Below are 19,436 nucleotides of genomic sequence, written 5' to 3' on the forward strand. Positions count from 1 at the left end.
AAATCTGAACTACCCTCCAGAACCCAATAATAGGGGTCAAAATCAAGACCAAGTCTGGCGAGTCTATTCCTAACCCCAAATAGAAAAAGCCCGTTCTTAAGAATATTCCAAAACCATTTTATCCTATAAAACTTGCCTTTATTTACTTCCATAAATACAAAAGATTTTTTTGCTATTATCGCCCATAACTTCCATTACCTGGTTTCAAGTTCATGAGAGTTCTGAACTCTTCAGCAGACATAAGTTCTCTTCCATTCGCCTTAGCAATGGTATGAATTCTTTCAACCAATTCCACATTACTTGCCAATTTGGTTCTGTTTGTATCAAACCAGATATTATCTTCAATGCCTACTCTTACACCCCCACCAACAGCAACAGATAATGAATTCATTTTGAGTTGAGCATTACCTATTCCTGCCAAACTCCAAAATGAGTTTTCCGGCAGATCCTGAATCATGATGCCGGCATGTAGCAAATTGGCTTGAGAACATGCAATATTACCTAACAGAAGATTAAAGTAATACGGAGGCTCAAGCAGACCTTTTTTTATCAGGTATTTTGAAAAATTTACCATTCCAATATCAAATGCCTCCAATTCCGGAACTATTCCCTTTTCCTTCATAATAGCTGCTAAATTCTGTATCATATCAGGAGAATTCATGCTGGCAACTTTATTAAAATTCAAGGAGCTTAAGGTTAGACTCCCCATATCCGGTTTCAGGTCACCTTCCAAATACAAGGCATCTGCACGTTGTTCTAAAGGCATCTGCACGTTGTTCCAAGTCTTTAAAATTTCTACCACTTAAGGAAACGCAGATCACAAGAAACGGATCAAATTTTCTTATACCACTAATTATTTCACTATAAATTTCCTTTTTATAGCTTGGTTCTTCGGTTACTTCATCCCTTGCATGCAGATGAACCATAGTAATTCCAGCTTCAGTTGCGCGATGGACATCCTCCACTATCTCCGAAACACTGATAGGCACATTAGGAGTCATTTTCTTGGTAGGGATCATGCCTGTAGGAGTAAAGTTGATTATCAATTTGTCAGACATATTTTAAAAGTATAAGATTAGAACAGGTTTATTGTAGGAACAAATTATAAGTACAAATCATACAATTTTGCTTTGACCATTTTCAAAAAATAATCTCAACCTAAAACTAAATTAGATAAAAATGGTGAAAAGGTTTTCAAATAATTCAATTACTAGTTATCTAGCTTGAATAATCAGTCGATATACAAGTTAATACTTGGATAATCAATGAGTTATGAATAATGTAAACACGGAAATTTTTAGGAATATTATAAGAGCCTAGGGCGGTGTGTTCTTAGTATTATTAAGTAATACCGGGGACTCTTTTCAGGAGAATTTAAAAAGAAAGTTATAAACCGACCAAAGAAAACAAAAAATAAAAAAGCCATAAAGAATGAAGGAAATTGTAGCTCTTTTTTTCATAGGTTCGGCGATTATTTATTTAGATAGAGAGGCCTATAGTAATACTTTTCCTTCATCTAAGGGTACTAAATCCGATTTTACGCAGAAATATTCGTTGTAAAGGGCCGTCCGCGGAAAATAAAGAACCCTGATTGCCTTCAAATCGTAATAATGCTCTCCAGGAAATCCCCTATAAAATAGGCAACTATCGCAGCTATACCTCCCAATAATAAGGTTTCCAGAATGCCCTTCCAAAACATAGTCTGATTTACAAAAGCTTTTAGCCAGCCAATTATAATGAATCCAATTGCAGTAAGAATTGAGGAAAGAAGAAAAAGATTGTAATTAAAAGGATATATGTAATCCATTACATAGACCAACAGTGGAATAATACCTATTAGGATAAAGGAAAAATATGTGACACCACCAATAATTACAGGAGATTTATCCTCATCAAACATTACTAATTCCTCTTTCATCATTACATTCACCCAGCGATCTTTGTCGCTTGTTATCACTTTGACTACATCTTCTAATAGTTCACCTTCAAAACCTTGTTCCTTGTATATTACCCTTATTTCTTCTTTTTCCAGCTCAGGAAGGTTATCAACCTCCCAATATTCTATTTGTTTGTGTTTGTTGTAGTTGTCCTTTTTTGTTTTATTAGACAAGTAAGCTCCAACAGACATAGCAAAACCATCTGCAAGTAAATTAGCGAATCCTAGTATTATGATTATGGCACTATCGAGGCCTGCACCAACTGAGCCTGCGACCACGGCGAAAGTAGTAACACAACCATCGATTCCTCCATAAACAAACTCACCTAAATATTTTTCATACTTCTTTAAAAACCCGGTATGTTTGTGCAAAGTATTTTCATTATGTATTTCTGTACTTTCCATTAAAAAGTCTTCATTTGAATGTCGGAATATTAAATTTAGGTGCAGAAAAAATATTCTAGCTCATTACTTGTTTTAAGGCCTGTCCAAATACCTCCATATCCTCTAATCTTCCTGTACTAATTCGTGCCCAATTGTATAAAGGTGGAAAAGGACGCCCTATAAGAACATTGTGCTTCTTCATATCAATTATCATGCTTTGTATTGGCCTGCCGGTTTTAAAAAAAACAAAGTTGGTATGTGACTTGATGTATTCCAAACCAAGATCATCCAGATGCTTGTAGATAAGTGATTTTGCCTTAAAATTTTGAAGTATACTGAACTTATAAAATTCATCATCTTTTAAAGCTTCCTTCGCAGCTTCAATTGCAAGAATATTCGTATTTGCCATTACAGCTGACTTTAAATTACGCGCAATCTCCGGTTTTGCAATTAAATAACCAACACGTAATCCGGCCAGGCCATAAACTTTGGAAAATGTTTTAGAAACAATAATATTTCTACCTTCTTTAACCAATTCTACCATTGAAGGATATTCGGGTTCTGTAATAAAATCATAGTAAGCCTCGTCACTAAAAATAACTGCATCCTTATCATGGGACTTGCAGAAATCGAGTAAACTGGATTTATCCAAAAGAGTGCCTGTTGGATTATTCGGATTACAAATGAAGATTAGCTTTGTATTCTTATTTATCCTATCGGACATAGCGGATAAGTCGTGCGCCATCTTTTCATCTAAAGGCACTCTGTGTATTTTAGCCTTAAAAGTTTCAGCGTACCGTAACATAGCCTGAAAAGTAGGATCAGCAGAAATAATCTCACCTCCACCCAATCCATAAATAAGACCTGCTGCCTTCAGGCCTTCAGTTGAGCCGCCGGTAACAACTACATGATCTTTTGTTACACCCTCTTTTGAAGCAATCATATTTACTAAGCCCGATAAACTTCGAAATGGGTACCTGCATGCTTCATCGAAAGAATTTGCCAGTATTTTCCGCACCCTTTCGGAAGGCCCATAGGGATTTTCATTGGCATTGAGTAATACCGTCGAATCAAATGAATTATTGTGTCGTGGGATATCAAATGCCATGCTTTCTAATCCCCCTAACAAAGCGAAACCGCTTGTTAAACCAACCGTTTTTAACCAATTCCTTCTATCAATATTTTTCATGTTCTGAAATTATGAAAAATAAGTTACAAAGAATAATTGTTACGATTGCTACCTGTAACCCTAAAAGGAGAGAATAAATGATAAAGTTTAAAAGAAGCAATAACTTCTCAGACTATTTAGAGATTGGATAAATTTACTAACCTATTAACCAATTTCAGGTACAAGAAAACCTATGAATGCATTAATATTTGCATGTTGGAGAATCCCGCGCTTTGGAATAGTCAGCCTGTTGTTTTAATAAAGAGTGTTCGAAATAAAAATGGTTACAATAAGAATTACCATTGCTGAATTAACTGTAATGGCTATTATCTTCTTTTCATTAATAGGCTCATTGCGGCCTTTATAAAGGATAATCGTGCCAACTACGCCCAAAATCCCGGAAAGGATTATAGGTAATCCAAAGAGATATCTCGAAAAAACGGGATTAATGTTTACTACAATTGCAAATGCAGCAAAAGTTAGAAGAAAAAGTATCAGTTTACTCAATTTATATGATCTTTCTGTATATGAATTATTAGCCTCCATAATTTCGGATTTTAGTTAAATCACAATTAAATTGCTTTAATATTAGCTCTTAAACCTTCTTTTATCCCCAAAATATTATTCACAGTTTCATTTAAGTAGTGCTTGATGAGTGTATTAGGAATTCTTAGTGTTGTGAATCCATTTTGAAATGAATGCATAGTCTCCTCCAAATCGTCCATTGCTTGTTCATGTGTAAGCATTTGATATTCAGTATCGATTTCTATATTTAGTTTCACCCTGGAAAATGCAATGTCAACTGATTTTTTACCATCCCACCATTCTAACATTGGGTGAGCCCCGGCTTGTTTAAGTCCGTAATATAGTTGTATAGCTTCCAGAGGGGTATTATTCTGCCTAATTAGTTTGTCCATGCGCTCTTTGTGCCTCGAACACAATTCAACCCCATAAGATTCCATAGCCCTTTTGTGATCCAGATAACTAAGCTCTTTTTTACATTCGATACAAGTCATGCTTAAGTTGGTAATATTTAATTTGGGATAGTTATAACCGCAGGATTTTTGGAATATTATATTTTATCGACGTATGACAACTCACTTTTAGACGAACTGCAATATTTTAGACGAACTGCACTTTTTATGTTAAAATTTCTTTGTCTTAAATTATATACAAGGGCTCTATTAAGAGTTAAAGAACCTATATTTACTCCTCTATCTTTAACATATTATAAATTGAATGTTTAATAAATTAGGTCCCGGAGTATTAGTTGCTGCGGCTTTTATTGGTCCGGGAACAATAACAGCTTGCACTATTGCGGGTGTTGGATTTGGATACGCATTGCTTTGGGCTATGCTGCTTTCCATCCTTGCTACCATTATTTTGCAGGAAATGTCCGCCAGGGTGGGGATTATTACACAGAAAGGGCTTGCAGACGTTATAAGAGAAGAGTTAAAGGTATCCTGGCTGCGTTACTTTATTATGGGAGTCATTCTCAGCGCTATAGTCATTGGAAATACTGCATACGAGGCAGGGAATATAAGTGGTGCCACCTTGGGTTTGGAAGTTTTAGCAGGAGTTGATTATGCTCCATTATATCCGTGGATTATTGGTTTAATTGCCTTTTTATTGTTGTACTTAGGATCTTATAAGACTCTTGAAAAGGTATTTATTTCACTCGTTTTAATGATGAGTGTTTCTTTTCTATTAACTGCGATTTTGACTAAACCAGACATTAAGGAAGTGCTAATGGGACTGATAAAACCTGTTATACCTAAAAATAGCCTATTTAATATAATTGCTTTAATAGGTACTACGGTTGTTCCCTATAATCTGTTTCTGCACGCCTCATTGGTGAGGGAAAAATGGAACTCTTTGGACGACCTTGCTAGTGTAAGAAGAGATACATTTTTGTCTATAGGACTGGGGGGAATTATTTCAATTTCCATTATAATTTCGGCTGCTGCCATTTCTTCAACAGAAGTAAAGGATGCATTAGACTTGGCTAAAGGCTTGGAACCATTATATGGTAAAAGCGCAAAATATTTGATGGGAATTGGTCTTTTCGCAGCAGGTATTACCTCTGCTATTACAGCCCCTTTAGCCGCCTCCTATGTAGCCAACAGTTGTTTTGGATGGAATGCAAAAGTATCGGATTTGAGGTTTAGGGTTGTTTGGATGGTTGTGCTTTTAATCGGTGTCATTACGCTTTCTTTTGGAATCAGGCCAATCGTTATAATACAATTTGCTCAGGTTGCCAATGGGCTGTTATTACCCATTATTGCAATTATATTGGTTTGGATAGTAAATAAAGCGTCAGTTCTTGGAAATTTTAAGAATTCCATTTGGCAAAATGTATCCGCAATTATTATCATTATTTTAGTAATAGCTCTCGGCGCTAAAAGTATTTTCAATGTTTTTGGGAAATTATGATAAGTAAAGTGTTTATAGATATAAACTGTGATGTAGGAGAAGGAATAGGTAATGAAAGGGCTCTTTTTCCACATATTAGTTCCTGTAACATAGCTTGCGGTGGTCATGCAGGTGATGTAAACACTATGTTTGAAATAGTTCAGCTGGCACGAAAGTTTGCAATAAAAGTAGGAGCGCATCCATCATATCCGGATAGGGAAAATTTTGGTCGCAAATCGATGAAAATAGAAAAGGGGCTTCTAATATCAAGTATTCAAAAGCAAATTAAAGAATTGGAGGCTACTTTGATAAGCTCAGAAATGCAACTTCATCATATTAAAGCACATGGTGCTCTATACAATGATATTGCCGGTGATTTGGAATTAGCTGTGATTTATTTGGAAAGTGTTCTAGCCTACAAGGACAAGGTTTTATTATATCTGCCGTATGGCTCTGCAATTGAAAAAGAAGCGCGAAAACAAGGTTTTAAAATAGCTCTGGAGGCTTTTGGAGATCGTAACTATAATGACGATTTAAGTTTGGTTTCACGAGATTCTGCACAAGCTTTGATAGAAGATCCGAAGAAGGTTTTGGAGCATCTTATATCAATGGCTATTAATAAGGAGGTAGTTACCCTAAATGGCGTTAAAGTGCCTATTTTGGCAGATACCTTTTGTATTCACGGAGATACAAGTACAGCTTTGCAAATATTAATGTATCTTACGGACCAATTGCCAAAGCAACATATTTTTCTAAGAAAGTGAGTTCCCATCCTATATCAATCAGACCTTTTGGAGAGCATGCAATTCTAATAGAATGGCCAAATAAAGTTTCAGAAGATATCCTTTATGATATACTTGATTTTACTGAAAGTTTCAAATTGGATTTTCAAGATTCTAAACATTGGGAATTAATTCCTGCCTATAACTCCGTTACTTTAATAAACAGGTGGACAAAAATAGATTTCTCTAAAACCAAATATCAACTACTCGAATGCTATGAAAACAGAAAGGCAGGTGGTCCCCCTCAACGCTATTTATGGAAACTGCCAGTTTGTTATGACCATGAATTTGGAGTTGATCTGGAAGAAGTAGCGACAACCTTAAAGTGTAGTATTAAACAAATTATTGAAGCACATACGCATCACATTTATACTGTATATGGCATTGGGTTTTTACCTGGTTTTATGTATTTAGGAGGTCTACCAAAAGATTTGGAAACCCCAAGAAAATCTGTACCCAGGTTAAAGGTAAATAAAGGCTCTGTTGGTCTCGCCGGCAAACAAACAGGTATATATCCGCAAGATTCTCCCGGGGGATGGAATATAATCGGAAATTGCCCTATAACACTTTTTAATGCCAATCTGGAAAACCCCTGCTTTATAAGTGTAGGAGATCAAATACAATTCTATGCCATTAACCGGGCGGAATATGACTTACACAAAATTGAGGCAGAGGTCGGAATATATAACCTGGATAAAATTAAAATCGATGATTAAAGTTATTCACCCGGGCTTTTTTACTACAATTCAGGATATGGGGAGATTTGGATATCGTGATAAAGGCGTTCCGGTATGTGGTTGTATGGATAATTATTCTGCTTCCATGGCCAATTCTCTTTTGGAGAATGCAGAAATGGATGCTGTTATGGAAATCACTATGACAGGCCCGAAACTGGAATTTCACACCGCTAGTTTTTTCTCAATTACCGGAGCTGAGATGTCACCTGCCTTAAATAGTGTTCCAATAAATTCCTATGAGGTGCACAAGGCTAATGAAGGTGATATATTGTCTTTCGGAAAATTAATTAATGGTTTTAGAAGTTATCTGGCAGTTAAGGGGGGCTTCCTTACGGAAACAAAATTGATGAGCAGGTCATATTACATGCCAATTACAGATCAGAATTGTATTGCGGAAAGAATGGAAATACCCATCGAAGAATATTCAGATTATTCTCCTAAAATAAGTCATATTATACCCGAATCCTCTCACAAGGAGTTTGAATTAAAAGTTTTTAAAGGCCCTGAATATAAAATATTAACTGATAACCAATTAAAGCTATTATTTGCTAATAAATTTACCATAGCTAAGGAGAATAATCGTATGGCATATCAGCTGGAAGAGCTGATAGGTGTACAATCTCATAAGATGTTAACTTCTGCAACCTTGCCTGGGACCGTTCAATTAACACCTGCAGGTAAACTGATCATATTAATGCGCGACGGGCAAACTACCGGTGGATATCCCAGAATACTTCAATTGGCAACTAAATCAATTGCTATGTTATCTCAAAGGAAGTTTGGAGATGAAGTTTCCTTTCACCTTCTACCTCATTAGATTTCTTTATATACCTCTGTAAAAGGAACCCTGAAACGCGGACCATATATTCCTTTTGGATCTCTGACACCACAGGCAATAACCATATTTATTTCAGAACCTCTGGGTAAATTCAAAATTCTTTTTATACGCAAAGTATCTGACCCTTCCATAGGGCAGGTGTCATAGCCAATAGCTGCCATGGAAATCATAAAATTCTGTGCTGCTAATGCAGCACTTTTATGGGCAACAATACGCATATCAGATTTTCTCAGTTGTCTATATACGGGTTTAAAGAACCCTACCAGGTAAAAAGTTATGTAGCGAATAAGACCTAAGATGCCCAAAAAGTCAATATAGAGTGAAGGTATAAGTTTTTTGTAATAAGATATGGCAAACTTTTCCTTGCTATCGTATATTTCAACCGGCTTATCACCAAAATTTTTCTTTAAAAAATTTAGATTGGCTTTCGCTCTTTTGCGCCAAAGATTCTTTCTTGCCACAATTACGACTAGTTGTTTAGCCGATTTTGCGGCCGGCTGGTCAAAGCACGCCGCACTTATCTTGTTTTTAAAATCTTTACTGGTAATATGGTAAAATTCCCATAATTGTAAATTGCTGCTTGTTGGTGCTAATACCGCATTCTCAATGCACTTTCTAACAATTTTAGTGTCAATTTCTTCCTCTTGATTATAAATGCGTACCGACCTTCTATAGGTTATGGCTTCCGTAACTGTTTTTTCCATACCCAAATGTAATTATTAGAACTCTTTTACAGAGAAAGGATGATATATTATTAGCAACATTTTTTGACAATGAGATAAAATTTCACCCAAAAAGAAACTTTAAAACATGCTTCGGCATTTATTGGATATGGGATAATATTGGCACTTATATGTTTGAATATCAGAGTAATAAGTAAATAATTGTTTTATTGAATTTGAACCAGCACTAAATGTTAAAAACATCAACTTTTTTAAACAATTATCTTTGAATTCCATAGTAATTAAGCGCTATTGGAATTAAAGAGAACCTTATTAATGGAATTGAACAAATACAGTAAAAATGTTACCCAAGATCCAACTCAACCTGCTGCCCAGGCAATGTTATATGCACTTGGATTAAAAGAGGAGGATTTAAAAAAACCTTTTATCGGAATTGGAAGTACCGGCTATGAGGGGAATCCATGTAATATGCATTTGAATGATCTTGCACAGGAAGTAAAGAATGGGGTACAGGAAAATAATTTAATAGGACTTGTATTTAATACTATTGGTGTTAGCGACGGGATTTCCATGGGCACTTACGGAATGCGCTATTCACTGCCTTCTCGGGATATTATAGCAGATTCAATGGAAACTGTAGTTCAGGCTATGAATTATGATGGTTTGGTAACTGTAGTGGGGTGTGATAAGAATATGCCAGGTGCGTTGATGGCCATGATTAGGTTAAACAGGCCATCTATATTGGTTTATGGAGGAACCATTGCTTCAGGTTGTTTTAAAGACAAAAAACTCGATATAGTTTCTGCTTTTGAAGCCTGGGGAGAGAAAGTTGCCGGAACTATGAATGATACAGAATTTAAAAGCATTATTCAAAATGCATGCCCGGGGGCCGGAGCATGTGGTGGCATGTATACTGCTAACACTATGGCCTCTGCAATAGAAGCTTTAGGAATGGCATTGCCCTACAATTCTTCAAATCCGGCCATTGGCAAGGAAAAAAATGAAGATTGCATCAATTCAGGAATGGCAATGAGACATTTAATAGAAAAGGATATTAAACCAAGTGATATTATTACAAGAAAGTCATTTGAAAATGCAATTCGGCTGATAACCGTTATGGGAGGTTCTACAAATGCCGTTTTACACTTTTTGGCAATTGCGAAAGCTGCTAAAATTGATTTCACTTTGGATGATTTTCAAAAAATAAGTGATACTACACCTTTTTTGGCCGACTTAAAGCCAAGTGGAAAATATTTAATGGAAGATATTCATCGCGTAGGTGGTACTCCTGCCGTAATGAAGTTTATGCTGGATAATGGTATGCTTCACGGCGAATGCTTAACAGTTACAGGTAAATCAATTGCCGAAAACTTAGCAGATTTGCCAAGGTTGAAACCAGGGCAGAAAGTTGTTAAATCGCTTGAAGATCCAATAAAGGAAACCGGTCATTTACGCATTCTCTATGGAAATCTTGCAAAAGATGGAGCGGTAGCAAAAATCACAGGAAAGGAGGGGCTTTATTTTACCGGTCCTGCAAAAGTCTTTGACGATGAATTCAAGGCAAATGATGGAATTGGTAAAGGTTTAGTAACTAAAGGAGATGTTGTTGTAATAAGATATGAAGGACCCAAAGGAGGTCCGGGAATGCCGGAAATGTTAAAACCAACTGCCGCAATTATGGGAGCAGGCCTAGGGAAAGAAGTTGCATTAATAACTGACGGACGTTTCTCTGGTGGAACCCATGGTTTTGTTGTGGGGCATATATCACCGGAGGCTCAGGAAGGCGGTACCATTGCTTTGTTGGAAGATGGCGATATTATCACGATTGATGCAGAAAAAAATAGTATATCAGTAGGTTTGACAGATACTGAACTTAATGAAAGACGTGAAAAGTGGAAACAACCTGCTCTTAAAGTTAAGCGAGGGAGCTTGTATAAATATGCAAGAATCGTTTCTTCGGCCTCCCAAGGTTGTGTCACAGATGAATTTTAAGCTATCATTCCAAACTGGATTACTCCAAGTTTAAAACTTAGAGCATTTAAAAAAATATAATGTATATGCAAACATTAAAGGAAAAAAAACCGGAGACGCACAATGAGACTTCAATAAGAATTACTGGTGCAGAAGCTATCATCCATTGTCTTCTCGCGGAAGATGTGAATTTAATTTACGGTTACCCGGGTGGTGCCATAATGCCCGTATATGATGAGCTTTATAAGTTTCAGGACAAACTTCAACATGTACTTACAAGGCACGAACAGGGAGCTACTCATGCTGCACAGGGTTTTGCCCGCGTTACCGGAAAAGTAGGTGTTGCAATTGCAACTTCAGGTCCTGGTGCAACGAACTTAGTGACGGGTCTTGCAGATGCTCAGATAGATTCTACACCAATTATTTGCATTACAGGGCAGGTACCTCGACATTTACTGGGATCAGACGCATTTCAGGAAACGGATATAATTGGAATTTCTACACCTGTTACCAAATGGAATTATCAGATAACAAAAGCTGCTGAAATTCCGGAAATTATGGCGAAGGCCTTTTATATTGCTAAATCGGGTCGTCCTGGCCCTGTATTAATTGATATTACTAAGAATGCTCAATTTGAGGAGTTCGATTTTAGCTATAGCCGATGTATTGGGGTTCGGAGCTACAAGCCAAGCCCAAAACCCGATACTGCAAAAATTGAATCTGCTGCAGAACTCATAAACAATGCTAAGAGGCCATATATTGTTTATGGTCATGGCGTAATTTTAGGAAAAGCTGAAAATCAACTTCGAACCTTAGTAGAAAAAGCAGGAATCCCTGCTGCATGGACTATTTTAGGTTTATCAGCCATGGATACGGATCATCCTTTGAATGTTGGAATGGTAGGAATGCACGGAAACTATGGTCCGAATGTACTTACCAATGAATGTGATGTGCTAATTGCCATAGGTATGCGCTTTGATGACAGGGTCACAGGTAACCTGGATACCTATGCCAAACAAGCCAAAGTTATACATTTTGAGATAGATCCCGCGGAGATAGATAAAAATGTAGAGGCGGATGTTGCTATACTGGGTAATGCTCAGGAATCACTCGACTTATTATTGCCGTTAATTAAAGAAAACAAGCATGAAGCATGGCATAATAAGTTTAAAGAGTGTTACGAAGAAGAATATAACGCCGTGATTAAAAACGATCTTTATCCCACGAAAGAAGGTCTTACGATGGGTGAAGTAATCGAGGAGATAAATCTGGCTTCAGAAAATAAGGCGGTCATTGTTACTGATGTGGGACAACATCAAATGATTGCTTGCCGGTACGCCAAATTCAAACAAACAAAAAGTAACATTACATCTGGAGGCCTGGGTACAATGGGATTTGCACTACCTGCGGCCATTGGCGCAAAAATGGGTGCTATGGACCGAGAAGTCGTTGCGGTCATAGGCGATGGGGGATACCAAATGACAATACAGGAGTTGGCTACTATTTTTCAGAATAAAACTCCTGTAAAAATTGTTGTGTTGAATAATGGTCATCTAGGTATGGTAAGACAATGGCAGGAATTATTTTTTGAAAGCAGATATGCCTCAACTGTAATGACTAATCCCGATTTTGTTAAAATAGCCGAAGGATATCGAATCGAAGCAAAAAGAGTTAAAGAACGTAAGGATCTTAAACCAACTATTCAGGAGATGATGGCATCAAAGGAGCCTTACTTCCTGGAAGTGTGTGTTGAAAATGAAGATAATGTCTTTCCTATGATCCCTTCCGGCGCGTCTGTTTCAGATATTCGTTTAAAATAAATTAGCATGGAGAAAAAGTGGTTTACCATATCAGTATACGCTGAAAATAATGTTGGATTGCTCAACAGGATCTCAGGAATATTTTTGAAAAGACACATTAATATTGAAAGCTTAAATGTTTCAAAATCAGAAATTGAGCAAGTGTCAAAATTTACTATTGTAATCAATACAACGGAAGACTGGACACGTAAAATTGTTGCACAAATTGAGAAGCAAATTGAAGTTATAAAAGCATTTTACCATACGGACGAGGAGACTATCTATCAGGAATCTGCTCTTTTTAAAATTGCTTCACATCTTTTATTTGATGAGCCGCAGATTCAAAATATCATTTCTGAGAGTAAATCTAAAATTGTAACCGTGTCTCGTGAATATTTTGTTTTGGCCAAAACTGGAAGAAGACATGAAATTGATGAGATGCACGATAACCTGGAACCTTATGGTATAATGCAGTTTGTTCGCTCAGGGAGAATTACTGTTTCAAAAGCAGAAATGCCAATTACTACTTTAATAAATGAATTTTATCAATCTTGATTATTTGGATAATTAAAAACTAACCTATATTAAACATGACAAATTATTTTAATACCCTATCCCTAAGAGATAAATTATTACAGTTAGGTAAATGCCGATTTATGGAATCATCCGAATTTTCGGATGGAGTTAAAGCTCTGAAATCAAAAAAGGTTGTTATTGTGGGTTGTGGAGCTCAAGGTTTGAACCAGGGTTTAAATATGAGGGATTCAGGATTGGATATTTCTTATACTCTCAGAGAAGCTGCTATTAAAGAAAAACGACAGTCCTATATAAATGCTACCGAAAATGGATTTGATGTAGGAACCTATGAAAAAATGGTGCCTGATGCAGATCTTGTCATTAACTTAACACCTGATAAACAACACACTTCCGTAATAAATGCTGTTATGCCCCTAATGAAAAAAGGAGCAACCTTGTCTTACTCACATGGGTTCAATATTGTAGAAGAAGGCATGCAAATAAGAGAAGATCTAACTGTAATCATGGTTGCACCTAAATGTCCGGGTTCTGAAGTTAGAGAAGAATACAAAAGGGGTTTTGGTGTTCCTACCCTGATGGCCGTACATCCTGACAATGACCCGGAAGGTAAAGGGTATGAGCAGGCTAAGGCGTATGCAGTGGCTACTGGAGGCCATAGGGCTGGTGTATTAGAATCTTCTTTTGTGGCGGAAGTCAAATCTGATTTAATGGGGGAGCAAACCATTCTATGTGGTTTATTGCAGACAGGATCTATTCTTTGTTTTAATAAAATGATAGAGAAGGGTATTAATCCGGGTTATGCTTCAAAACTTATACAGTACGGCTGGGAGACAGTAACAGAAGGATTAAAATATGGAGGAATCACCAATATGATGGACCGCTTATCTAATCCTGCAAAATTAAAAGCCTTTGAATTATCCGAAGAGCTAAAAGACATTATGCGTCCATTGTTCCATAAACATATGGATGATATTATGAGCGGCCATTTCTCAAAGACCATGATGGAGGATTGGGCAAATGATGATAAAAACCTATTGACCTGGCGCGCAGAAACCGGTGAGACTTCATTTGAAAAGACCCCTGCCGGTTCTGATGAAATTTCTGAGCAGGAATATTACGATAATGGCGTTCTTATGGTGGCCTTTGTAAGAGCAGGAGTAGAGCTTGCTTATGAATCTATGACAGAATCGGGCATAATCGGAGAATCTGCTTATTACGAATCATTACACGAAACACCGCTTATAGCAAATACTATTGCCAGAAAGAAATTATTTGAAATGAATAGGGTAATATCTGATACTGCAGAGTATGGCTGTTATTTATTTGACCATGCCTGCAAACCTCTATTAGGGGATTTTATGAAAAAGGTAGATATTGACGTTATTGGTACTAGCTATGGCAAAGACAAAGGCAATGGGGTAGATAACGCCAAACTAATTGCTATAAATAAAGCCCTCCGTGAACACCCTGTAGAAATTATTGGTACCAGATTAAGGGAATCAATGACTGCAATGAAACCAATCGTTTAAAAAAATGATTTTTCGGATTTGAGAAAAAATTTGGTTGCTAAAAAAGAATAATATGGAAACTACACTATCGATAATTCCTGAAACATTTCGTATAAATGAACCAATTAATCAAAAGACTTATTTGGTAAATGGCGAGTTGAAGGAATGGGAAGGGGCTACCGCAGATGTTTATTCTACAATTTCCAGTACATCTGAATATTCGCCAACATTATTGGGCTCAGTCCCGGACATGGGAGAAAAGGAAGCACTGGATGCGCTGGATGCTGCTGTAAAAGCTTACGACCAGGGTCAGGGTGCATGGCCAACAATGAAGGTAAGGGATAGGATAGAATGCATGGAAAAGTTTGTCCGCATAATGGAGACCAAAAGAGATATTGTGGTCAAATATTTAATGTGGGAAATAGGGAAGACTTTACCAGATTCTGAAAAAGAATTCGACAGAACCGTAGAATATATTTACGATACTATTGAAGATTACAAACAATTAGATCGTAATTCAGCGAAATTTGCGAAGAATGGGGGGGTTCATGCTCATATCAGACGGGGGCCGCTGGGTGTGGTACTTTGTCTTGGGCCTTATAATTACCCTCTGAATGAAACTTTCTGTTTGCTTATTCCGGCCATAATTATGGGGAATACAGCGGTCTTTAAACCGGCCAAACAAGGCGTACTTTTAATTGCTCCATTAATAAAAGCATTTAAAGAGAGTTTTCCTAAAGGAGTGGTTAATGTTCTATTTGGTCGGGGACGTGCTATAGCAGGACCTATAATGAAGACAGGAAAAGTAGATGTATTAGCTCTAATTGGTCACAGTTCATCTGCCAATGCGTTGCAAAACCAGCATCCGAAAAGCAACCGCTTGCGACTTGTCCTGGGACTTGAAGCAAAAAACCCGGCTATTGTTTTACCTGATGCTAATATGGAGTTAGCTATAAATGAATGTATAGCAGGTGCTTTGTCTTTTAATGGCCAGCGATGCACAGCACTCAAAGTAATATACGTTCACAAGGACATCGTCAAAGAATTTTCGGAGAAATTTTCAAAAAAAGTAGATGAACTTAAATTCGGCAATCCCTGGGATAAAGGTGTGACTCTTACACCCTTACCAGAAACAGATAAACCGGCCTATATACAGGATTTGATTGATGATGCAATAGCTAAAGGAGCTGAAATACTCAATGGAAAAGGAGGTGAACACTCTGATAATTATATCTGGCCTGCTGTTCTTTATCCGGTTAGCAAGGATATGAAAGTCTATGAAGAAGAACAGTTTGGACCTGTGATACCTATTCTTTCTTTTAAGGATATTCAGGAACCACTAGACGATATGGCTGAATCTAACTATGGTCAGCAAGTTAGTTTGTTTGGTAGTGATGTATATGCCCTTGCGCCTTTAATTGACAACCTTGCCAACCTGGTATGTCGTGTGAATTTGAATAGCTCATGTCAACGCGGGCCAGACGTATATCCTTTTACCGGGAGAAAAGATTCGGCAGTTGCCACATTAAGTGTTCATGATGCATTAAGATCCTTTTCTATCAGGACATTTGTAGCCTCAAAGGATACAGAATTAAACAATGAAATTCTGGAGAAGCTATTAGAAACTAAGCTGTCTAATTTTATTAGTACCGACTATCTTTTGTAATTATTGCAAGCGGGAATATCAGGTGTAAGTTATATTTTAATGCATTAGTAAGATGTAGATTTTGCTTCCTAAATATGTGAGGCGAGCCAATCTCCAACTTCACTTGTTTTGTAGGATTTACCACCTTCGGCAAGGTCTTCAGTAACGATACCTTCGGAAAGGGACTTATTAACCACCTTGCGTATTGCTTCAGCCTCCTCAGATAAATTAAACCCATCAAATAACATAGCTGCAGATAATACTGTTGCAAGTGGGTTAGCAATATCTTTTCCCGCTGCCTGGGGATAAGATCCGTGAATTGGTTCGTATAACGCAATCTTTTCACCAATAGAAGCGGAAGGCATTAAGCCCATGGAACCAGAAATTACAGAAGCTTCGTCTGTCAGAATGTCGCCAAATAAGTTTTCAGTTATTAATACGTCGTATTCACTTGGCCATTGAACAAGCCTCATCGCAACGGCATCAACAAATTCGTAGCTTACTTTGACCTCCGGGTAGTCTTTTTCCATGGCTTGTACCGTTTCGCGCCATAAACGGGAAGATTCCAGAACATTGGCCTTGTCTACACAGCATAGGCGCTTAGAACGTTTTTCGGCCATCTCAAAGCCTTTTTTTGCCAAACGCTGTATTTCTTTTCGGGTATAAGTACATGTATCATAAGCTGTATTTCCATTGTCTTCCCTTCCCCGTTTACCAAAATAGATACCGCCGGTAAGTTCTCTTAAAAAAACGAGATCCGTACCTTCAATTCGCTCCCTTTTTAAAGGTGATTTATCAATTAGAGATGGAAACGTAAATGTAGGTCTCACATTTGCAAACAATCCCAGCTTTTGTCTCATTCTCAATAAACCCTGTTCCGGGCGAATTTTGGCAGATGGATCGTTATCATATTTAGGATGGCCAATAGCGCCAAAAAGTACAGCGTCTGAAGTAGCACATATATCGTGGGTTTCTTCGGGGTAGGGGTCCCCGACAGCATCAATTGCTGCAGCTCCTGTTAAGGCCGGTCTCCAATTTATATCATGATTATATTTTTTGGCCAAAGCATCACATACTTTTACAGCTTGATCTATTACTTCGGGTCCAATTCCATCTCCGGCTAAGAGCGCTATATTTAATTTCATATTATTTCTGAGGTCTAATTAGTAGAAAATACTAGTGTTTATTTAGATACTTTAAATGATATTCAACATTTTTTCAGTTGCCTTGATCGCAGAAACGGTCTGATCCGAATCCAAACCACGGGTAATAAATTCCTTTTCTTTATCCTGCCAGGTAATGATGGTTTCACATAATGCATCAGAGTTACTTCCAGGAGGTATTCTTACCGCATAATCCGTTAGAATAGGCAAGGCTATTTTTTTCGAATTATATACTTTTCTCAATGCATTCATAAAAGCGTCGAACTGCCCATCCCCCTGTGCATTCTCTTCATAGGACTCACCATTTATTTCTACAGCCACCGTAGTAGAAGGTTTAAGGCCCTTGGAATGTGTAAGTACATAGGATTTAACGAAAACTTTTTGCTGAAAAGATTCACTATCCAAAACATCCGAAATAATATAAGGAAGATCCTCTTTTGTTACTTTCTCCTTTTTATCCCCCAGCTCAATAATACGTTGAGTTACTCTTTTCACTTCCTCGTCATTAAGCGTGAGTCCCAATTCCTGAAGATTTTTTTGAATATTAGCTTTTCCGGAAGTTTTGCCAAGTGCATATCTTCGCTTTCTACCGAAACGTTCCGGTAATAAATCATTGAAGTATAAGTTCTTTTTATTGTCTCCATCTGCATGTATACCAGCAGTTTGTGTAAATACATTATCTCCAACAATAGGCTTATTTGCGGGAATCCCAAATCCGGTAAATGTTGATACTATTTTACTGACTTTAAAAAGGGAAGATTCATTTACATTAATATCAATTTCCGGCAAAAAATCATTTATTACCGCCACTACGCTGGCCAATGGGGCATTACCAGCACGCTCTCCCATCCCATTTATTGTTAGATGTAATCCGTGGCAACCAGCCTTCAGTGCCTCCATTACATTTGCAACGCTTAGGTCATAATCGTTATGACCGTGAAAATCAAAATGTATATTCGGATATCGGGCAACAATTTGTGAGATAAAATCAAATGTTTCTCCATGGGTTAAAATACCAAGAGTATCCGGTAACAAAATTCTTTTGATGGGCTGTGTGGAAAGAAAGTCAAGATATTGAAATACATAATCAGGGGAATTACGCATCCCATTACTCCAATCCTCCAGATAAACGTTTGTCGTAATCCCTTGATCCTCTGCCAGTCGCAATACATGAGCAATATCTGCAAAGTGTTCCTCTGGTGTTTTTTTAAGTTGATATGTCAAATGATTCAAAGAACCCTTGGTTAAAAGGTTTTGAACTCTGGCACCAGTCTTTTCCATCCATTTGAGAGAAAGACCATCATCTACAAAAGTAAGTACTTCAATACGATCTAAATACCCTACACTCTTGGCCCAAGCTGTTATTTGCTCAACTGACTTAAATTCGCCTTCTGAAACTCTGGCGGATGCAATTTCTATACGATCTACTTTCAATTCATCTAAAAGCAGTTTTGCCAGGGTTAGCTTTTCTGCAGCTGTAAAGGATACTCCCGAGGTTTGTTCTCCGTCCCTCAAGGTTGTATCCATTATTTCAATCTTCCTCTTATTCATGCTAAAGGGTAATGACTTACGAAGTAATATTTTATTTAATTTTTAGAGGGGAGTGGTCTTCGCAAACGATTCAATTTCACTCTTTATATTCAACAAATAATCAATATCATCAAATCCGTTGAGTAAGTTTTCCTTCTTGTAGTCATTTATTTCGAAACTCTCTTTTTCTCCTGTTGACTTTATAGTAAAGGTTTGCTCGGGGAGATTGACTTCAAATTCAGTATTAGGATCTGCTTCAATAGCTTCGAATATCTTTACAAGAAAATTAGGACTTACCTGAACAGGCAAAACACCAATATTCATACAATTACCTCTGAAAATA

At 37.3% G+C, this 19,436-nt stretch carries 18 protein-coding genes and 1 pseudogene (1 of these 19 running past the window's edge); 9 read left to right on the forward strand and 10 right to left on the reverse strand.

All coding sequences use genetic code 11. The features are described 5' to 3' along the window. Window positions 1–175: 175 nt before the first annotated feature. The 6 genes from Q0X89_RS06090 to Q0X89_RS06115 all read right to left on the reverse strand — a co-directional run bounded on the left by Q0X89_RS06090 (window position 176) and on the right by Q0X89_RS06115 (window position 4,504). Window positions 176–766: a 3-keto-5-aminohexanoate cleavage protein gene (locus Q0X89_RS06090; RefSeq protein WP_297692169.1), complete on the reverse strand. Its 591-nt coding sequence runs from the start codon at window positions 764–766 to the stop codon at window positions 176–178. Further along, a complete protein-coding gene (locus Q0X89_RS06095; RefSeq protein ID WP_297692171.1) occupies window positions 723–1,058 on the reverse strand; it encodes a 3-keto-5-aminohexanoate cleavage protein in 336 nt (111 codons plus the stop codon). Before Q0X89_RS06095 ends, Q0X89_RS06090 begins: the two co-directional genes overlap by 44 nt. A gap of 539 nt (window positions 1,059–1,597) precedes the next feature. Then, on the reverse strand, window positions 1,598–2,341 hold the full coding sequence (locus Q0X89_RS06100) for a VIT1/CCC1 transporter family protein (RefSeq protein WP_297692173.1): 744 nt from the start codon (window positions 2,339–2,341) through the stop codon (window positions 1,598–1,600). A 55-nt stretch (window positions 2,342–2,396) separates the two neighbouring features. Then, window positions 2,397–3,509, reverse strand: coding sequence for a histidinol-phosphate transaminase (locus Q0X89_RS06105; RefSeq protein WP_297692175.1), 1,113 nt, complete (start codon window positions 3,507–3,509; stop codon window positions 2,397–2,399). A gap of 234 nt (window positions 3,510–3,743) precedes the next feature. Continuing rightward, window positions 3,744–4,034 carry a hypothetical protein gene (locus Q0X89_RS06110; protein WP_297692177.1) on the reverse strand — a complete coding sequence of 97 codons (291 nt, stop codon included), beginning with the start codon at window positions 4,032–4,034 and terminating at the stop codon, window positions 3,744–3,746. A gap of 26 nt (window positions 4,035–4,060) precedes the next feature. After that, complete coding sequence (locus Q0X89_RS06115) at window positions 4,061–4,504, reverse strand: hypothetical protein (protein WP_297692179.1); 444 nt, start codon at window positions 4,502–4,504, stop codon at window positions 4,061–4,063. A gap of 223 nt (window positions 4,505–4,727) precedes the next feature. Between Q0X89_RS06115 and Q0X89_RS06120 the strand changes: the two genes are divergently transcribed. The 4 genes from Q0X89_RS06120 to Q0X89_RS06135 are packed head-to-tail and all read left to right on the forward strand — an operon-like array spanning window position 4,728 to window position 8,236. Beyond that, the gene (locus tag Q0X89_RS06120) at window positions 4,728–5,921 is read left to right on the forward strand and encodes an Nramp family divalent metal transporter (RefSeq protein ID WP_297692181.1); all 1,194 of its coding nucleotides are present in this window, start codon (window positions 4,728–4,730) and stop codon (window positions 5,919–5,921) included. After that, on the forward strand, window positions 5,918–6,664 hold the full coding sequence (pxpA, locus tag Q0X89_RS06125) for a 5-oxoprolinase subunit PxpA (protein ID WP_297692183.1): 747 nt from the start codon (window positions 5,918–5,920) through the stop codon (window positions 6,662–6,664). Before Q0X89_RS06120 ends, pxpA begins: the two co-directional genes overlap by 4 nt. Further along, entirely contained in the window at window positions 6,661–7,398 is a 738-nt protein-coding gene (pxpB, locus tag Q0X89_RS06130) for a 5-oxoprolinase subunit PxpB (protein ID WP_297692185.1), read from the forward strand. Before pxpA ends, pxpB begins: the two co-directional genes overlap by 4 nt. Next, window positions 7,391–8,236: a biotin-dependent carboxyltransferase family protein gene (locus tag Q0X89_RS06135; RefSeq protein ID WP_297692187.1), complete on the forward strand. Its 846-nt coding sequence runs from the start codon at window positions 7,391–7,393 to the stop codon at window positions 8,234–8,236. Before pxpB ends, Q0X89_RS06135 begins: the two co-directional genes overlap by 8 nt. Here the strand turns inward: Q0X89_RS06135 and Q0X89_RS06140 are convergent. Beyond that, the gene (locus Q0X89_RS06140) at window positions 8,233–8,961 is read right to left on the reverse strand and encodes a nitroreductase family protein (protein WP_297692189.1); all 729 of its coding nucleotides are present in this window, start codon (window positions 8,959–8,961) and stop codon (window positions 8,233–8,235) included. The two genes, Q0X89_RS06135 and Q0X89_RS06140, sit on opposite strands and share 4 nt — an antisense overlap. Before the next feature lie 294 nt (window positions 8,962–9,255). Here Q0X89_RS06140 and ilvD point away from each other — a divergent pair, with 294 nt between their 5' ends. The 5 genes from ilvD (at window position 9,256) to Q0X89_RS06165 (ending at window position 16,421) form a co-directional block, all read left to right on the forward strand. Then, window positions 9,256–10,932 (forward strand): dihydroxy-acid dehydratase, encoded by a 1,677-nt coding sequence (ilvD, locus tag Q0X89_RS06145; RefSeq protein ID WP_297692191.1) that lies wholly within the window; start codon window positions 9,256–9,258, stop codon window positions 10,930–10,932. 65 nt (window positions 10,933–10,997) lie between these two features. Continuing rightward, window positions 10,998–12,731: a biosynthetic-type acetolactate synthase large subunit gene (gene ilvB, locus Q0X89_RS06150; RefSeq protein ID WP_297692193.1), complete on the forward strand. Its 1,734-nt coding sequence runs from the start codon at window positions 10,998–11,000 to the stop codon at window positions 12,729–12,731. A gap of 6 nt (window positions 12,732–12,737) precedes the next feature. Next, window positions 12,738–13,265, forward strand: coding sequence for an acetolactate synthase small subunit (gene ilvN, locus Q0X89_RS06155; RefSeq protein ID WP_297692195.1), 528 nt, complete (start codon window positions 12,738–12,740; stop codon window positions 13,263–13,265). 35 nt (window positions 13,266–13,300) lie between these two features. After that, window positions 13,301–14,776 (forward strand): ketol-acid reductoisomerase, encoded by a 1,476-nt coding sequence (gene ilvC, locus Q0X89_RS06160; protein ID WP_297692197.1) that lies wholly within the window; start codon window positions 13,301–13,303, stop codon window positions 14,774–14,776. Window positions 14,777–14,828: 52 nt separating this feature from the next. Then, window positions 14,829–16,421, forward strand: coding sequence for an NADP-dependent glyceraldehyde-3-phosphate dehydrogenase (locus Q0X89_RS06165; protein WP_297692199.1), 1,593 nt, complete (start codon window positions 14,829–14,831; stop codon window positions 16,419–16,421). A 68-nt stretch (window positions 16,422–16,489) separates the two neighbouring features. Here Q0X89_RS06165 and leuB read toward each other — a convergent pair whose 3' ends face one another. The 3 genes and pseudogenes from leuB to leuD all read right to left on the reverse strand — a co-directional run. Further along, the gene (leuB, locus tag Q0X89_RS06170) at window positions 16,490–17,545 is read right to left on the reverse strand and encodes a 3-isopropylmalate dehydrogenase (protein ID WP_297692201.1); all 1,056 of its coding nucleotides are present in this window, start codon (window positions 17,543–17,545) and stop codon (window positions 16,490–16,492) included. A gap of 51 nt (window positions 17,546–17,596) precedes the next feature. Beyond that, entirely contained in the window at window positions 17,597–19,114 is a 1,518-nt protein-coding gene (locus tag Q0X89_RS06175; RefSeq protein ID WP_297692203.1) for an alpha-isopropylmalate synthase regulatory domain-containing protein, read from the reverse strand. 42 nt (window positions 19,115–19,156) lie between these two features. Further along, a pseudogene (gene leuD, locus Q0X89_RS06180) lies at window positions 19,157–19,436 on the reverse strand (3-isopropylmalate dehydratase small subunit) (it continues 323 nt past the right edge of the window).

Origin of the sequence: uncultured Eudoraea sp., from assembly GCF_947258525.1 — a bacterium.
Lineage (GTDB): Bacteria > Bacteroidota > Bacteroidia > Flavobacteriales > Flavobacteriaceae > Eudoraea.

Excerpts from the sequence above, each read along its gene's own strand:
- Q0X89_RS06090 (WP_297692169.1), bottom strand. The coding sequence starts at position 766 with ATGCCTTTAGAACAACGTGCAGATGCCTTGTATTTGGAAGGTGACCTG.
- Q0X89_RS06095 (WP_297692171.1), bottom strand. The coding sequence starts at position 1,058 with ATGTCTGACAAATTGATAATCAACTTTACTCCTACAGGCATGATCCCT.
- Q0X89_RS06100 (WP_297692173.1), bottom strand. The coding sequence starts at position 2,341 with ATGGAAAGTACAGAAATACATAATGAAAATACTTTGCACAAACATACC.
- Q0X89_RS06105 (WP_297692175.1), bottom strand. The coding sequence starts at position 3,509 with ATGAAAAATATTGATAGAAGGAATTGGTTAAAAACGGTTGGTTTAACA.
- Q0X89_RS06110 (WP_297692177.1), bottom strand. The coding sequence starts at position 4,034 with ATGGAGGCTAATAATTCATATACAGAAAGATCATATAAATTGAGTAAA.
- Q0X89_RS06115 (WP_297692179.1), bottom strand. The coding sequence starts at position 4,504 with ATGACTTGTATCGAATGTAAAAAAGAGCTTAGTTATCTGGATCACAAA.
- Q0X89_RS06120 (WP_297692181.1), top strand. The coding sequence starts at position 4,728 with ATGTTTAATAAATTAGGTCCCGGAGTATTAGTTGCTGCGGCTTTTATT.
- pxpA (WP_297692183.1), top strand. The coding sequence starts at position 5,918 with ATGATAAGTAAAGTGTTTATAGATATAAACTGTGATGTAGGAGAAGGA.
- Q0X89_RS06135 (WP_297692187.1), top strand. The coding sequence starts at position 7,391 with ATGATTAAAGTTATTCACCCGGGCTTTTTTACTACAATTCAGGATATG.
- Q0X89_RS06140 (WP_297692189.1), bottom strand. The coding sequence starts at position 8,961 with ATGGAAAAAACAGTTACGGAAGCCATAACCTATAGAAGGTCGGTACGC.
- ilvD (WP_297692191.1), top strand. The coding sequence starts at position 9,256 with ATGGAATTGAACAAATACAGTAAAAATGTTACCCAAGATCCAACTCAA.
- ilvB (WP_297692193.1), top strand. The coding sequence starts at position 10,998 with ATGCAAACATTAAAGGAAAAAAAACCGGAGACGCACAATGAGACTTCA.
- ilvN (WP_297692195.1), top strand. The coding sequence starts at position 12,738 with ATGGAGAAAAAGTGGTTTACCATATCAGTATACGCTGAAAATAATGTT.
- ilvC (WP_297692197.1), top strand. The coding sequence starts at position 13,301 with ATGACAAATTATTTTAATACCCTATCCCTAAGAGATAAATTATTACAG.
- Q0X89_RS06165 (WP_297692199.1), top strand. The coding sequence starts at position 14,829 with ATGGAAACTACACTATCGATAATTCCTGAAACATTTCGTATAAATGAA.
- leuB (WP_297692201.1), bottom strand. The coding sequence starts at position 17,545 with ATGAAATTAAATATAGCGCTCTTAGCCGGAGATGGAATTGGACCCGAA.
- Q0X89_RS06175 (WP_297692203.1), bottom strand. The coding sequence starts at position 19,114 with ATGAATAAGAGGAAGATTGAAATAATGGATACAACCTTGAGGGACGGA.